Genomic DNA, 14465 nt, shown 5'->3' with positions numbered 1-14465 from the left:
TTGCGCATAGGAGGACCAATATGAAGATTAAATCAATAGAACCGACGCCGAGTCCGAACACGATGAAAGTGATTTTGACTGAAGAGCTTCCGGCAGGGAAAAGCAACAATTACAAGCCCGATCAGGCAGATGATGCTCCGGCCGTCGTACGTGATATTTTAAACATTGAAGGAGTAAAGGGCGTTTATCACGTTGCCGATTTCCTGGCTGTGGAGAGAAACGCACGTTTTGACTGGAAGGAAATTCTGCCTCAGGTCCGTTCCGCTTTCGGAATGGAACATACGGAGCAGTCTGAGAGCCGTTCTGAACAGGAATCGTTCGGTGAAGTGAAGGTTTTCGTACAAATGTTCAGCGGAATCCCGATGCAGGTCAAATTGACGGACGGCGAACGTGAAGAACGCTTCGGCCTTCCGGAACGTTTCCAAGAAGCCATTTTAAAGCTGCGTTCCGAAGCTTCAAATGTTGTATTTGAGCGGACTTGGAAAGAACAAGGCGTGCGCTTCGGAGATTTTACCGAAATCGGACACGATGTCACAGAAGAGCTTCAGGCCGCCTACAGTGATGAGCGGCTCAAACGCCTGACAGAAGCAGCCGCACAGCAAAAGGGTGAGGCCAAACCGGCAGTGCAGCGGAAAGCTTATAAAGTGACATTGGAGATGCTTGATGATGAAGACTGGAAACAGCGCTATGCCCATCTTGAGCAAATGGATCCGGATGAAGACGATTTACCAGTATTGGAAAAGGCGCTGCATGATCCGAAGACTTCGATCAGAAGACAAGCCGTCGTTTATTTGGGAATGATCGAAAAACCGTCTGTGCTTCCGCTGTTATACAAAGCGCTTGAAGACAAAACGGTGACGGTCAGAAGGACGGCGGGTGACTGTCTGTCGGATCTCGGCGATGCGAGCGCCATCCCGGCCATGATGAAATCGCTCAGTGACTCAAGTAAGCTTGTGCGCTGGCGCGCGGCCATGTTTTTATATGAAGTCGGCGATGAAAGCGCGCTGGAAGCATTAAAAGCGGCGGAAGACGATCCGGAATTCGAAGTCAGCCTGCAAGTCAAAATGGCGATTGAACGGATTGAGCACGGAGAAGAGGCGAAAGGTTCAGTCTGGAAACAGATGACTGAAAGCAGAAAAAAAGAACAGTTATAACAAAAAGGTGCGCCCATGCACCTTTTTTATTTGAATTCACTTTTTATAAAAATTATTTAGAATATTGTTGAAAAATGATTCAAAACTCTATATAGTAAGTACAATATTAATTGTTGGAGGGTTTTTATCGAAATACAGAAAGAATAGAAAAGCGAGACAGGGCAAAGACACTGTAAAATTTGCAGAACGCGCCCTAGAATAAACTGAAAATTTTAAAAATAGTGCACAGTCTAAAAACAGTAGGGGGATCACCATGGCAGAATTACGCAGCAACATGATCACACAGGGAATTGACAGAGCGCCGCACCGCAGCCTTCTTCGCGCTGCCGGCGTAAAAGAAGAGGACTTCGGCAAGCCGTTTATCGCGGTCTGTAATTCATACATCGATATCGTTCCCGGGCATGTTCACCTGCAGGAATTTGGAAAAATCGTAAAAGAAGCAATCAGGGAAGCGGGCGGTGTGCCTTTTGAATTTAACACGATCGGAGTAGATGACGGAATCGCAATGGGGCATATCGGCATGAGATATTCGCTGCCGAGCCGCGAAATCATTGCCGATTCAGTTGAAACGGTCGTCTCGGCGCACTGGTTTGACGGAATGGTCTGCATTCCGAACTGCGACAAAATTACGCCGGGAATGCTGATGGCGGCTATGCGGATTAATATTCCGACCATTTTTGTCAGCGGGGGGCCGATGGCAGCCGGCCGCACAAGCGACGGCCGCAAAATTTCGCTTTCTTCAGTATTTGAAGGCGTCGGCGCATATCAAGCCGGGAAAATCGGTGAAAGCGACCTGCAGGAGCTGGAACAGTTCGGCTGCCCGACGTGCGGATCTTGTTCGGGCATGTTTACGGCAAACTCCATGAACTGTCTGTCTGAAGCGCTCGGTCTGGCGCTTCCGGGCAACGGAACAATTCTTGCAACTTCACCGGAAAGAAGAGAGTTTGTGAGAAAATCAGCGGCCCAATTGATGGAGACCATCAAAAAAGACATTAAGCCGCGCGATATCGTCACCGAAAAAGCGATTGACAACGCATTTGCGTTAGACATGGCTCTCGGCGGCTCAACCAACACAGTGCTACATACGCTTGCGCTTGCCAATGAAGCTGGGGTTGAGTACTCTTTAGAACGCATTAACGAAGTGGCTGAACGAGTGCCTCACTTATCGAAATTGGCGCCGGCCTCGGACGTCTTCATTGAAGATCTGCACGAAGCGGGCGGAGTCTCGGCGGCCCTTAATGAATTAGCGAAAAAAGAAGGGGCGCTTCATCTTGACGCGCTGACTGTAACAGGCCGCACACTCGGAGAAACAATTGCGGGTCATGAAGTAAAGGATTATGACGTGATTCATCCGCTTGACAATCCGTTTACCGAAAAAGGCGGTTTGGCCGTCTTGTTTGGGAATCTGGCTCCGGACGGCGCCATTATCAAAACAGGCGGCGTACAGGACGGGATTACAAGACATGAAGGTCCCGCTGTCGTCTTTGATTCCCAGGATGCCGCGCTTGAAGGCATTATAAACCGCAAAGTAAAAGAAGGAGATGTTGTCATTATCCGTTATGAAGGGCCAAAGGGCGGCCCGGGCATGCCGGAGATGCTCGCTCCGACGTCTCAGATTGTCGGAATGGGGCTTGGCCCGAAAGTGGCGCTTATTACAGACGGCCGTTTTTCAGGAGCGTCCCGGGGCCTTTCAATCGGGCACGTATCGCCTGAAGCGGCTGAAGGCGGCCCGCTCGCATTCGTAGAAAACGGTGACCATGTCATCGTTGACATAGAAAAACGGATTTTGGACGTACAAGTGCCTGAAGAAGAATGGGAAAAACGCAAGGCCGAATGGAAAGGCTTCGAGCCGAAAGTAAAAACAGGATATCTAGCCCGGTATTCCAAACTCGTAACAAGCGCCAATACAGGCGGAATCATGAAAATATAAAACAGAGGCCTGAACAATTGAATTCCGGCCCCCTCTATAGTATCCTTGACTTCATATAAGGATTTTAGAGGGGGCTTTTTTATGTCAATGGCTTATGAAGAATATATGCGCCAGCTGGTCGTGCCGATGCGCCGTGAGCTGACGGGTGCGGGTTTTCAGGAATTAACGACTGCTGAAGAAGTAGAAAGCTTTATGGAACAGGCAGAGGGCACGACATTGGTCGTTGTCAACTCCGTGTGCGGCTGTGCAGCCGGTCTTGCCCGGCCGGCTGCGACTCAGGCTGTTTTACAGCATGAAAAAGCGCCTGATCATACGGTTACCGTATTTGCCGGTCAAGATAAAGGCGCAACTGCAAAAATGCGTGAATATTTTACGGGGCAGGAACCTTCCTCGCCCTCAATGGCGCTGTTAAAAGGGAAAGAGGTCGTTCATTTTATTCCCCGCCACGAAATCGAAGGGCATGACATGGAGGAAATTATGAAAAATCTGACGGATGCCTTCGATGCGCACTGCTGAAATGCCCGAATTCCGGGCATTTTCTTTTTGGAGAAAAAAATGATCACAACGAGTTACAGACCAAGCGAATATACGATACACACAGCGCAGTCACTCAGTGTCAAGCTGGGTGACACTTACTGCAGCCGCAATAAACAGCCCATTGAAAAAATGCTGGAACGAGCGGCTGGCGATCTTTTAGTCATCGGAAAGGAACGGTTCGAACTTTACACGAAGCAAGGGGAGAAGTTCTTTTTTCACCCGAATACAGCGATGTTCCGCGCAAAGCGGTTTTTGAGAGGGGAAGCCGAGCCGTTGTTAAAAGCAGCCGGATTACGCGAAGGGGATTCCTTTTTAGATTGTACGCTCGGCCTGGCATCCGATGCGATTTTGGCAAGCCTGGCAGTCGGAAAAAGCGGACAAGTCATCGGCCTGGAGAAAAACAAGCTTGTCTCATTGCTTGTAGAAACAGGACTTCAAACGTGGGAAACCGGAATGGAGCAGCTCCAAACCGCCATGAAACGCATTCAGGTCAAACATGCCGACTGCGCCGATTATTTGCGGGAGCTTCCTGATTCATCGGTAGATGTCATTTATTTTGACCCGATGTTTCACGAACCTGTTGAAACGTCAGACGGCATTGCACCGCTCCGCGCGCTGGCAGAAGAGGGTTTTAACGAAGAGTGCATCACGCAAGCCGTCCGGGCGGCGAAAAAATGCGTAGTGCTTAAAGACCATTGGAAAAGCCCGCGGTTTGAACGATACGGCTTCAAGGTGCTGAAAAGAAAGACGGCGCTTTTCCACTTTGGTGTCATCCATGTGAGCTCATGATAACATGGGCTTCTTTTTCGTTAATCAGTGATTTCCATAACGACAAAATAAAGCAGCGTGAGAAGTGATACAGTCGCAAATAAAGCGTTAATCATCTCATCCCCTCCTTTTTCTCCTTCTTATTGTAAGCGGTTTATCCGCTCGGTCACAGTTACCAATTTCCCATATTGCATGATAATACGCTGCCGGACATGACGCCGCGCTTTCATCTATGCTAAAATAAAGGAAAAGAGGACAATAAAACAGAGGGGAACAATCTGTCATGAAATTGTGGATGAAAAAGACCCTTGTGGTTCTGTTTACCATTGTAACGTTCGGACTCGTGTCTCCTCCGGCTGCTTTGATGACAGACAAGCCTTCAGGACAGTCGAGCAGTCTTGAGCAGAATGATTACACCGCTTTTTATGATGAACACGCCCTGCCGGGAGAAGAGAAGGCAGGGCGGGAGCCTGAATTACAGTTTCAATCGTATCAGCAGCAGCTTCTCGGTGATGCTGAAAATCAATCATTTTTAAAATTCGGCAGCAAAATCTCTCCGGTCATTGAAGATGATTACAGAAGTGAAATTCTGCCGAAAATCGAAGGTGTGATCACAGGACATTTAGCCAAGTTTCAAGATGATGAAGCGTATCAGGATGTGGTTATTTCCAGCAAACCGTCGGCCGGAAAAACTGAAAAAATTTTTCATGTGTATAACAGGCTGACGGGTGAAGATCTTTTAAGGTTCCACGTCCGCCGGGATCATCCTCCGCAAGACGGCTACTGGTTTAATTTTCATTACCATACCGCTGAAGACGGATTTCAATCACATCATGAGCTCGGCAGCATTTACTGGGACCGCAATACGCCGCCTGACTGGATGAGCGTGTAATAGCGAGAAGAAATAAAAAAATCATTTCTGAGAAATTTTGCAGAAATGATTTTTTATTGTGTTACACTACTAAAAGACTACTTTAAAAGGATGAAAAAAATGAAACAATATAAAGATTTGTGCCGTCATGTGTTAGAAAACGGAGAAAAAAAAGGAGACCGTACGGGAACGGGTACGATCAGCACGTTCGGCTACCAAATGCGGTTTAACCTTCAGGAAGGTTTCCCGATGCTTACGACGAAAAAGCTCCATTTTAAGTCCATCGCGCATGAGCTGCTTTGGTTTTTAAAAGGAGATACGAATGTCCGCTACCTTCAGGAAAACGGAGTCCGCATCTGGAACGAATGGGCGGATGAAAACGGAGAACTCGGACCGGTTTACGGTTCTCAATGGCGTTCATGGCGCGGAGCGGACGGCGAGACCATTGATCAAATCTCCCGGCTGATTCACGACATCAAGACAAACCCGAATTCCAGACGTTTAATCGTCAGCGCCTGGAATGTCGGCGAAATTGATCATATGGCGCTTCCGCCTTGCCACTGCCTGTTTCAGTTTTATGTTGCGGACGGAAAACTGTCGTGCCAGCTTTATCAGCGCTCAGCGGATGTCTTTCTCGGCGTGCCGTTTAATATTGCGTCTTATGCGCTTTTAACAATGATGATCGCGCATGTGACGGGGCTTGAACCGGGTGAGTTTGTTCATACATTCGGAGACGTCCACATTTACCAAAACCATGTGGAGCAGGTGAATTTGCAGCTGACAAGGGATGTCCGTCCGCTGCCGAAACTGCGGTTTGCGCGAAATGTTGATTCTATTTTTGATTTTACGTTTGAAGACTTTATCATTGAGGATTATGATCCGCATCCGCACATAAAAGGAGCTGTCAGCGTATGATTTCGTTTATTTTTGCGATGGATGAAAACCGGCTGATCGGAAAAGATAACGATCTGCCTTGGCACCTTCCCGATGATCTCGCATATTTCAAAAAAGTGACGACGGGTCACACCATTGTAATGGGGCGGAAAACGTTTGAATCAATCGGACGCCCGCTTCCGAACCGGCGTAACATCGTTGTAACCTCACGGGACGAATCTTTATTCCCGGGCTGTATTACTGCCGACTCGGCTGAGGAAGTGCTCAAGCTGATCCCGGCAGATGAAGAATGCTTTGTGATCGGCGGCGCCCAGCTGTACAGTGCGCTCTTTCCTTATGCGGACAGACTCTACATGACAAAAATTCACCATGTCTTTGAAGGAGACCGTTTTTTTCCGGAATTTAATGAAGCTGAATGGGAATTGACATCCCGCAAACAGGGAGTAAAAGATGAAAAAAACCCTTACGATTATGAGTACCTTGTATACGAGAAAAAGAATTGATTTAAGCAGGGGGACAAGAATTGATTCGTTACGGCTGCCTTGTGATGTACGTTGTATTTATGTTCATGAAAAATATTCAGGAATATATCAATCAAAAAGAGCTTGACCCGCGGCTTTCTTTTCAAAAACAGATGAGGCTGGTGTATGAGAGGCCGAAAGCCTTTATGAGAGGCTGCATTGACGTGTCGGGATCGGCAATCGGCATTCATCATGATCAGCCGATACCGGACGGCCCCGTATTGTATGTGCATCCCAGATTGCGCCCGGCTGATCTTCTGCTGCTTGCGGGACATCTTGAAGAGCCGGCTGGTTTTATCGCTGGCGAGAAAGCTTTCCGGATGCCGTTTCTCGGGAAATGGCTGCGGCTGATGGGTATCATTTGTGACGGAGACAGCCGGGACGCCGTGTTTCAGGAGGCGGAAGTCCGTCTGCAAAAAGGACAAAGTCTGATTCTGTCTGAAGACGGCAAAATCAATCCGGAGGAACTGGCTCTTCGTTTCGATCTCCCGATTGTGCCCGTCAGCACTTCGGGAACAGACCGGCTGCTGCGGGGCAGATTACTGAAACGGCTGAAGCCGGCTGACATTGAATTACATATAAAGCCCGCTTATTATCCGGCCGGTCAGAAACGGCTCCGTGCATAAAAAAAGCACAGTCTCTATAGAGAGGCTGTGCTTTTTTATTTCAGATAAAGGGAACTTTGACGCAATAAAACAAAATACAGAAAAACATCGAGGCGCTGCCGCCTAAAACAAAACTGTGCCAAATGGCGTGATGATACGGAACCTTTCTCCAAATATAAAATATTGTGCCGGCGGAATACAATAAGCCGCCGAAAAGAAGAAGGCCGAAACCGGGGCCTGACAGCGAAGCGTACAGCGGTTTAATGGCGACGATGATCAGCCAGCCCATCAATAAATAGACAAGCGTTGAAAAAATGATAAACCGCTTCACGAAAAAGATTTTAAACACGATGCCTCCGATGGCAAGCGACCAAACAATAATTAAAAGGGTCAGACCGAGTGCCCCTTTAAGGGGTCCTAATAAAAATGGCGTATATGTTCCGGCTATTAATACGTATATCGCGGAATGATCCACAATTTCAAGAATGTCTTTTGTTTTTTTATGCTGAATGCTGTGCAAAAGAGTCGAGCTGAGATACAGCAGCAGCATTGAAGCGCCAAAGATTGAAAAGCTGACGATGTCTGTCGGCGAGCCGTATTTCACCGCGAAGATAATGAGAAAAATAAGCGCCGGAATCGACAGCAATACACCGATTCCGTGTGTGACGGCATTTGCGATTTCTTCTTTTATTGTGAACAATCAAATGTCCTCCTTTTTAAAGGATTTGTTTTTGCAGTGACTGCAAAAAGCTTAACCCTTCTAATGTAATTTTTGTTCCTGCGCGTCCTCGGCCTTTTGTCACATAGTTCATCTTTTCTAAGTAATCAAGCCTGTTTCTGACCTGCTGGGGCGATAATGTCATTGTGCTGTTTTCGCTTAATTCGGATATGCTCCGTCTGCTGGCGGGTTCGCCTTTTGTATTTAAGTCTTTAATTGATTCCAAAATAAACAAAAACTCTTCTTTCTCCATCAATGTCAGCCGTTTTTCTTTTTTCTTAGTTGTTTTCGCTTTCTGGCTGTTTTTGATATACAGCGGGACATCATCGGGATAAATCGTGTTGCCGGATGCTGCCGCGGCCATATAGTGCGCCGCATTTTGAAGTTCTCTGATGTTGCCGTTAAAGGTGTGCCGCTCAAACAGCGGATAAACGGACGGATCGATATGAACATGCTGCTCCGAGGCTGTCAGCATATGCTGCAGAAGAAGCGGTATATCGCTTTTTCGTTCAGATAAAGCAGGGAGCGGAAGGCATAACACGTGAAGCCTGTAAAATAAATCTTGGCTGAACGTATTTTCTGCGCCGGTATCGCCAAGATCCGCCGTGCTGCTTGCAATGATGCGGGCGGAAAGCCCGGCATCCAGCTCGGAAAGAAGGCGGGCCTGTACCGAGAGCGGCATGTCTCCGATTTCATATAAGAATAATGTTCCGCGGCGGGCCCTGTTTAATGCGCCTTCAGCGCCGAACAGTTCATATTCGAGCCGCTCTTCGCTTTGGCTGCAGTGAACGGTAATAAATAGTTCGCTGTTTCTGCGGGATTTATGATGGATCGCTCTGGCCATTTGTTTTTTTCCGGTTCCGACTTCACCTGTTATGAAGACCGGCAAATCAGATAAGGCAAATTGCGAGGCCAATCGTTTCGCTTCTGAAAAGGTGTGATGTTCGCCGGCCAGCTGATAAAAAGGATCAGTTTGTTCAATTACACTCATGAATTGGCTCCTTTTGGTTCTAATTGGTTTAAGTATAACACGTTTGTGCGATCAAAAATATCTTTTTCTCTTGTATCGGTTCATTTAATTTTATTTACAAAATTAAAATAATTGTCTTATTATTTGAATATTCATGTTATAATGGCATATTAAATAGGGATTTAAATAAGAAAGGACTCTGTAAATGAAACCGTTGCTTAAAGAAGACTCTCTCATCCAGGTAAAAGACATTTTAAAAGCGCACCAAAATGTAAAGGACGTTGTGATACATACGCCTTTGCAGAGGAATGACAGACTTTCTGAGAGGTATGGCTGCAACATCTATTTGAAAAGGGAAGACCTGCAGGTGGTCAGATCATTTAAGCTCAGAGGGGCTTATAATAAAATGAGGCAGCTCTCAAAAGAGCAGACTGAAAACGGAATTGTATGCGCAAGTGCGGGAAACCATGCGCAGGGGGTTGCGTTTTCATGCAAACACCTCGGCATTCACGGCAAGATTTTTATGCCGTCAACCACACCGAGACAGAAAGTATCCCAAGTGGAACTGTTCGGAAAAGAATTTGTAGAAATCATATTGACGGGTGACACTTTCGATGATGCGTATAAGAGTTCTGCGGAATGCTGTGAAAAAGAAAACCGCACGTTTATTCATCCGTTTGACGATCCCGATGTCATGGCCGGACAGGGAACGGCTGCCATCGAAATTTTAAATGACATTGACGTTGAACCGCATTTTCTTTTTGCAAGCGTAGGGGGAGGAGGACTCCTGTCCGGGCTCGGCACGTACATGAAAAACATCTCGCCGGATACAAAAATCATAGCGGTAGAGCCGAAGGGCGCAGCCTCCTATTTTGAATCGAAAAAAGCCGGACAAGTGGTTGAACTTGAGAAAATTGATAAATTTGTCGATGGGGCGGCCGTAAAAAAAATCGGCGCCGAAACCTTTCAAACGCTCGAAACCGTTGTCGATGACGTTGTGCTTGTCCCGGAAGGAAAAGTGTGCAGCACGATTCTCGAATTATATAATCAATGCGCCATCGTAGCGGAGCCGGCGGGGGCATTGTCCGTGTCAGCACTTGATCTGTACAAGGAAGAGATTAAAGGGAAAAACGTCATCTGCATGGTCAGCGGAGGGAATAACGACATCGGCAGAATGCAGGAGATGAAGGAGCGCTCCATGATTTATGAGGGGCTGCAGCATTATTTTATCGTTAATTTCCCGCAAAGGGCGGGAGCGCTTCGCGAATACCTAGATGAAGTGCTTGGGCCTGATGATGACATCACCCGGTTTGAATACACGAAAAAAAATAACAAAAGCAGCGGCCCCGCATTGGTCGGCATTGAGCTCAAGCATCGGGAAGATTACGGCGCGCTCATTGCCCGGATGAATCAAAAAGGATTTCATTACGTAGAGGTGAATAAAGATCAGGATCTGTTCCACCTGTTAATCTGACTTTTTTTAGAACGGCCGCGCAAAATGACAGACACGCTTTCTCAGATTGTATATAATAAAAAGAAAACAATCGAAAAAGAAGGATTGATATCTTGTTACTCAAAAGCCTAGAGTTCAAACGACAGGACGGGATTCAGGTAAAAGTGACAGAAATACCGGTTGTCACGGAAGGTGAACATTATTTTTTTCAAATTCATCAGCACCTTGAGCTTTATTTGAGAGAGGTTTTTGCTTCACAAAGTGTGAGAACAGTGTATTCATTCCGACAATATGTCAAGCGCCGTATGAAGTGGAAAGATTACGAGGCCGTTTTCAACCAAGAGATTTTAAAACATAACGCCTAACGGTGCATATTCCTTAGCGCCTTCCTTTTGATAAGGGAGGGTGCGGGAATTTTTTTATGATGAATGCTGTAAGCGTTTTATCCATGGGGGGAATGGAAATGAAAAAAATGAAAATCTTCGCTGCCGTCTTTTGTTTGCTGCTCTTGTGCGCCTGCGGGGGGAAAACGATAAAAGACCCGCTGAACTATCAGATTGAACCGTTTTCATACCAGAACCAAGACGGGAAAACAGTGTCACTGAAAAGCTTGAAGGGGCATGTCTGGATTGCCGACTTTATGTTTACAAATTGTAATACGGTCTGTCCGCCGATGACGGCCCACATGACCGAACTGCAAAAAAAACTGAAGGCTGAGAATCTGGACGTGCGGATTGTGTCGTTCAGTGTAGATCCTGAAAAGGATACGCCGAAACAGCTGAAAGCCTTTGCTTCCAAATATCCGCTTTCGCTTCGCAACTGGGATTTTCTGACCGGTTACAGCCAAAAGGACATTGAAGATTTTTCCCTGAACAGCTTTAAAGCAATCGTCAAAAAGCCGGAGGGAGAGGACCAGGTCATACATCAAACCTCTTTTTATTTAGTCGGACCTGATGGCAAGGTGCTTAAAGATTATGACGGCGTGCAGAAGGTTCCGTATGATGACATCCTCTCAGATGTCAGAGCGGCTGAGGAGCTCAAGTAAACTGGCAGATTAGACATTTTCAAATCTGAAAAAACATGTTACACTTTCCACTAGTAGACGGGGAAGGAGCAACCAGATTGAAGCTGCGAATGTTCTCATTGATCGCCGGACTGGCTTTGCTTTTATCAGCTTGTTCTGTCCAGCGCACCGGTTCTGACACTGAAGAACCGAAAACGAAAGATCATATTGTCATAGCTGCGGTCGGTGATTCATTGACTGAAGGAGTAGGAGATCCTGACGGTTCAGGATACGTCGGCAGGGCAGCGGAGTCTCTTAAGAAAAAGGGACATGTGAAAACGGTTGATATTAAAAATTATGCGGTGCAGGGTGACAAAACGTCTGACCTGCTGGAAAAGCTTGATAATAAAAAAGTGCAGAAATCATTAAAGAGCGCCGACTATATCTTTTTTACCATCGGCGGTAATGACTTAATGAAGGTGCTCCGCCAGAATATGATGCAGCTGACGGTTCAGCCGTTCCAAAAGGAAGAGAAACCTTTTGAAAAACGATTCAAGGCGATCGTTTCAAAAATCCGCAAATATAATGAAAACGCAGAGCTGGTGTATGTCAGCATGTATAATCCATTCACGTTTACGCTGCCTGAATTAAAAGAAATTAATGGGGTTGTAACGGATTGGAACAAGATCGCCGCAAAAGAGCTGGAAAAAGATCCTCACGCCGCCGCGGTGAATGTTGAAGACTTGTTCAGTCAAAAAAGCGGCAGCAGACGGATTTCAAAGGATGATGATTTTCATCCGAACGCAAAAGGGTATGCACTCATCGCCGATCGATTGTACGGCATCATTGAAAAACAAGGGTTACCAGCAGAATAGGGTGAAATGATGAAAAAGTGGAAATCGCTGTTTTTTGTTCTTCTCGCACTCAATGTGATTGCCGCCGCGGTAATTGTGACATTATTGGTTATGCCGGGAGAGCAGGCGAAAATACAAGATCAGACAAAAAGTGAGTACGGCTTTCATATCACAAGCTCCAAAGAATCTCTTGCCAGGTTTGTGAATGCGTACTTAAATGAGAAGGCATCGAATCAGCTTGACTACAAAGTGGACATCAATAACGATGTGCACGTGGCAGGTAAAATCAAAGCATTCTCAACCTCCATTAATGCGGTCGTCACATTTGAACCGTCCGTACAGGAGAACGGAGATGTGATTTTGAAAGTGACGAAGTTTTCATTAGGCGAATTAAGCCTGCCGATCAGCTTTGTGCTGAATTATATGGACAGCTTTTATGAACTCCCGTCATTTGTGCACGTTCATTCCGGGGATAAAAGCATCGAGATCCGTCTGTCAGAAATGCCTTTAGACAACGGCATGTATGTAAAAGCGGATAAAATCAATCTCGACACGGATGAAATTGAATTTTCCTATTATCATCCGAAACAATAAGTTTTCATAAAAAAAACACAGATCCTTTCAGGGATTTGTGTTTTTTCGTGTCAGCGTTTTTTGTCTAGCTTGCTGAACAGTTTGATTAACGTTGCAAGCTCTTCATCAGAGTAGCAGTCAAACCGTTTAAAAAAGTATTCTGTTTTTTTCTGGTTGAAATGATCGACAATTTTCTCCCCGGCTTCCGTAATATGGATTCTGATAATTCGCCTGTCCTCTTTAGAACGGATGCGGGTGATCCATTCCTTTTCTACTAAAGCGTCGGTCACTGCGGTAATGTGGCTTGCGGAGACCTCAAGAATAGGGGCGAATTCCGTTACTTTTTTAGGCCCTTGTTCACTGAGAATCCGCAAAATGGTGAATTCGTTCCTGGACAGCTCTTTATCTAGAATTTCATTAACTTCATTTCTGATTTGTTTAAACACTTTTCGAAGCAAAGCTTCCATATCATACATCATTTGTGTCCTTACTTTCAAATCATGAACCTCCAATATGTAGTCAGCGTGGCATTCGTTTAGCTTCCCCTGAAAGCAGAATTATTTTTATTCTGTTTATACATGCTATAATATAATAATACCACGTATGAACAAAGGAGGGCACCCGTATGTCAGAAAAAAAAGAAATCGCCACATTTGCAGGCGGCTGTTTTTGGTGCATGGTGAAGCCGTTTGACGAACAGCCCGGAATTGAAAAGGTGGTGTCCGGCTATACAGGAGGCCATACTGAGAATCCGACTTACGAAGAAGTGTGCAGTGAAACGACCGGACACAGAGAAGCCGTTCAAATCACATTTCAACCTGACATTTATCCGTATGAAAAGCTTGTCGAGCTGTTTTGGCAGCAGATCGACCCGACTGATGCAGGCGGCCAGTTTGCAGACCGCGGAAGTTCATATCGGGCGGCGATATATTACCATAATGATGAACAAAAACAAATCGCTGAAGCCTCAAAAAAACAGCTTGAAGAAAGCGGCATATTTAAAAAGCCGATCGTGACAGACATTTTAAAGGCTGAGCCTTTTTATGAAGCGGAAGGCTATCATCAGCACTTTTATAAGAAAAATCCTGATCACTACGGGCGCTACCGTGTAGGTTCCGGACGTCAAGGCTTTCTGGATGAGCATTGGAGGGACAGATAAGATGGCTTTTAATAAAGAAGAAAAAATCAAATCATTAAACCGCATGCAATATGAAGTCACACAAAATAACGGAACGGAGCCGCCGTTTCAAAATGAATTCTGGGATCACAAAGAAGAGGGGCTGTATGTTGATATCGTATCGGGAAAGCCCTTGTTTACTTCTCTGGATAAATTCGATTCTCATTGCGGCTGGCCCAGTTTTACAAAACCGATTGAGGAAGAAGAGGTTGACGAAAAACTGGACACAAGCCACGGGATGATCCGGACGGAAGTGAGAAGCAAAACAGCGGATTCCCACTTAGGCCACGTATTTAATGACGGCCCGGGGCCAAGCGGTCTCCGTTATTGCATTAACTCTGCGGCACTCCGGTTTATTCCGAAAGACAAGCTGAAGGAAGAGGGCTATGAAGCCTGCCTGCATTTATTTGAAAAATAGAGCTCAGCAATGAGGCCTG

General features: G+C 46.1%; 18 protein-coding genes. 15 read left to right on the top strand and 3 right to left on the bottom strand.

Translation table 11 applies throughout. From position 1 onward, the window contains the following. Positions 1 to 20 precede the first annotated feature (20 nt). The 8 genes from JNUCC22_RS10125 (at position 21) to JNUCC22_RS10090 (ending at position 7301) form a co-directional block, all read left to right on the top strand. Positions 21 to 1154 carry a conserved virulence factor C family protein gene (locus JNUCC22_RS10125; protein WP_015417679.1) on the top strand — a complete coding sequence of 378 codons (1134 nt, stop codon included), beginning with the start codon at positions 21 to 23 and terminating at the stop codon, positions 1152 to 1154. A 253-nt stretch (positions 1155 to 1407) separates the two neighbouring features. Then, entirely contained in the window at positions 1408 to 3084 is a 1677-nt protein-coding gene (ilvD, locus tag JNUCC22_RS10120) for a dihydroxy-acid dehydratase (protein WP_007409524.1), read from the top strand. 81 nt (positions 3085 to 3165) lie between these two features. After that, the gene (locus tag JNUCC22_RS10115; protein WP_216061684.1) at positions 3166 to 3600 is read left to right on the top strand and encodes a BrxA/BrxB family bacilliredoxin; all 435 of its coding nucleotides are present in this window, start codon (positions 3166 to 3168) and stop codon (positions 3598 to 3600) included. A 39-nt stretch (positions 3601 to 3639) separates the two neighbouring features. Continuing rightward, on the top strand, positions 3640 to 4410 hold the full coding sequence (locus JNUCC22_RS10110; RefSeq protein ID WP_007612096.1) for a class I SAM-dependent methyltransferase: 771 nt from the start codon (positions 3640 to 3642) through the stop codon (positions 4408 to 4410). A 262-nt stretch (positions 4411 to 4672) separates the two neighbouring features. After that, a complete protein-coding gene (locus tag JNUCC22_RS10105) occupies positions 4673 to 5281 on the top strand; it encodes a YpjP family protein (RefSeq protein ID WP_216061683.1) in 609 nt (202 codons plus the stop codon). Positions 5282 to 5380: 99 nt separating this feature from the next. Continuing rightward, positions 5381 to 6175 (top strand): thymidylate synthase, encoded by a 795-nt coding sequence (locus JNUCC22_RS10100; protein ID WP_003153622.1) that lies wholly within the window; start codon positions 5381 to 5383, stop codon positions 6173 to 6175. Further along, entirely contained in the window at positions 6172 to 6657 is a 486-nt protein-coding gene (locus JNUCC22_RS10095) for a dihydrofolate reductase (RefSeq protein WP_007409527.1), read from the top strand. The genes JNUCC22_RS10100 and JNUCC22_RS10095 overlap by 4 nt, the downstream gene beginning before the upstream one ends. A 20-nt stretch (positions 6658 to 6677) precedes the next feature. Next, positions 6678 to 7301 carry a lysophospholipid acyltransferase family protein gene (locus tag JNUCC22_RS10090; RefSeq protein WP_044802184.1) on the top strand — a complete coding sequence of 208 codons (624 nt, stop codon included), beginning with the start codon at positions 6678 to 6680 and terminating at the stop codon, positions 7299 to 7301. Positions 7302 to 7341: 40 nt separating this feature from the next. On the opposite strand, the gene JNUCC22_RS10085 is transcribed toward JNUCC22_RS10090, so the two are convergent. Both JNUCC22_RS10085 and JNUCC22_RS10080 read right to left on the bottom strand, forming a co-directional pair. Further along, the gene (locus tag JNUCC22_RS10085; RefSeq protein WP_007612091.1) at positions 7342 to 7980 is read right to left on the bottom strand and encodes a PAQR family membrane homeostasis protein TrhA; all 639 of its coding nucleotides are present in this window, start codon (positions 7978 to 7980) and stop codon (positions 7342 to 7344) included. Positions 7981 to 7996: 16 nt separating this feature from the next. Then, the gene (locus JNUCC22_RS10080) at positions 7997 to 8989 is read right to left on the bottom strand and encodes a sigma-54-dependent transcriptional regulator (protein WP_216061682.1); all 993 of its coding nucleotides are present in this window, start codon (positions 8987 to 8989) and stop codon (positions 7997 to 7999) included. A gap of 184 nt (positions 8990 to 9173) precedes the next feature. Between JNUCC22_RS10080 and ilvA the strand changes: the two genes are divergently transcribed. The 5 genes from ilvA (at position 9174) to JNUCC22_RS10055 (ending at position 12872) form a co-directional block, all read left to right on the top strand. Continuing rightward, positions 9174 to 10442, top strand: coding sequence for a threonine ammonia-lyase IlvA (ilvA, locus tag JNUCC22_RS10075; protein ID WP_007612085.1), 1269 nt, complete (start codon positions 9174 to 9176; stop codon positions 10440 to 10442). Between the two features lie 92 nt (positions 10443 to 10534). Beyond that, on the top strand, positions 10535 to 10786 hold the full coding sequence (locus tag JNUCC22_RS10070) for a DUF2535 family protein (protein ID WP_007409532.1): 252 nt from the start codon (positions 10535 to 10537) through the stop codon (positions 10784 to 10786). Positions 10787 to 10884: 98 nt separating this feature from the next. Then, positions 10885 to 11466: an SCO family protein gene (locus JNUCC22_RS10065; RefSeq protein WP_095353038.1), complete on the top strand. Its 582-nt coding sequence runs from the start codon at positions 10885 to 10887 to the stop codon at positions 11464 to 11466. Positions 11467 to 11543: 77 nt separating this feature from the next. Further along, a complete protein-coding gene (locus JNUCC22_RS10060; protein ID WP_007409534.1) occupies positions 11544 to 12299 on the top strand; it encodes an SGNH/GDSL hydrolase family protein in 756 nt (251 codons plus the stop codon). Positions 12300 to 12308: 9 nt separating this feature from the next. Then, positions 12309 to 12872 carry a YpmS family protein gene (locus JNUCC22_RS10055; RefSeq protein WP_216061681.1) on the top strand — a complete coding sequence of 188 codons (564 nt, stop codon included), beginning with the start codon at positions 12309 to 12311 and terminating at the stop codon, positions 12870 to 12872. 50 nt (positions 12873 to 12922) lie between these two features. Here the strand turns inward: JNUCC22_RS10055 and JNUCC22_RS10050 are convergent, their stop codons facing one another. After that, positions 12923 to 13348: a MarR family transcriptional regulator gene (locus JNUCC22_RS10050; RefSeq protein WP_003153639.1), complete on the bottom strand. Its 426-nt coding sequence runs from the start codon at positions 13346 to 13348 to the stop codon at positions 12923 to 12925. A gap of 128 nt (positions 13349 to 13476) precedes the next feature. Between JNUCC22_RS10050 and msrA the strand changes: the two genes are divergently transcribed. Further along, a complete protein-coding gene (gene msrA / locus JNUCC22_RS10045) occupies positions 13477 to 14010 on the top strand; it encodes a peptide-methionine (S)-S-oxide reductase MsrA (RefSeq protein ID WP_003153641.1) in 534 nt (177 codons plus the stop codon). Position 14011: 1 nt separating this feature from the next. After that, entirely contained in the window at positions 14012 to 14446 is a 435-nt protein-coding gene (msrB, locus tag JNUCC22_RS10040; RefSeq protein WP_007409536.1) for a peptide-methionine (R)-S-oxide reductase MsrB, read from the top strand. Positions 14447 to 14465: the final 19 nt, after the last annotated feature.

It is taken from the genome of Bacillus sp. JNUCC-22, assembly GCF_018861275.1.
Lineage (GTDB): Bacteria > Bacillota > Bacilli > Bacillales > Bacillaceae > Bacillus > Bacillus velezensis.
The sequence above is the reverse complement of the archived record's forward strand: the minus strand, read 5'-3'. Positions and strand labels throughout refer to the sequence as shown.

Coding starts and splice junctions, on each gene's coding strand:
- JNUCC22_RS10125 (WP_015417679.1), top strand. CDS start 21: ATGAAGATTAAATCAATAGAACCGACGCCGAGTCCGAACACGATGAAA.
- ilvD (WP_007409524.1), top strand. CDS start 1,408: ATGGCAGAATTACGCAGCAACATGATCACACAGGGAATTGACAGAGCG.
- JNUCC22_RS10115 (WP_216061684.1), top strand. CDS start 3,166: ATGTCAATGGCTTATGAAGAATATATGCGCCAGCTGGTCGTGCCGATG.
- JNUCC22_RS10110 (WP_007612096.1), top strand. CDS start 3,640: ATGATCACAACGAGTTACAGACCAAGCGAATATACGATACACACAGCG.
- JNUCC22_RS10105 (WP_216061683.1), top strand. CDS start 4,673: ATGAAATTGTGGATGAAAAAGACCCTTGTGGTTCTGTTTACCATTGTA.
- JNUCC22_RS10100 (WP_003153622.1), top strand. CDS start 5,381: ATGAAACAATATAAAGATTTGTGCCGTCATGTGTTAGAAAACGGAGAA.
- JNUCC22_RS10095 (WP_007409527.1), top strand. CDS start 6,172: ATGATTTCGTTTATTTTTGCGATGGATGAAAACCGGCTGATCGGAAAA.
- JNUCC22_RS10080 (WP_216061682.1), bottom strand. CDS start 8,989: ATGAGTGTAATTGAACAAACTGATCCTTTTTATCAGCTGGCCGGCGAA.
- ilvA (WP_007612085.1), top strand. CDS start 9,174: ATGAAACCGTTGCTTAAAGAAGACTCTCTCATCCAGGTAAAAGACATT.
- JNUCC22_RS10065 (WP_095353038.1), top strand. CDS start 10,885: ATGAAAAAAATGAAAATCTTCGCTGCCGTCTTTTGTTTGCTGCTCTTG.
- JNUCC22_RS10055 (WP_216061681.1), top strand. CDS start 12,309: ATGAAAAAGTGGAAATCGCTGTTTTTTGTTCTTCTCGCACTCAATGTG.
- msrA (WP_003153641.1), top strand. CDS start 13,477: ATGTCAGAAAAAAAAGAAATCGCCACATTTGCAGGCGGCTGTTTTTGG.
- msrB (WP_007409536.1), top strand. CDS start 14,012: ATGGCTTTTAATAAAGAAGAAAAAATCAAATCATTAAACCGCATGCAA.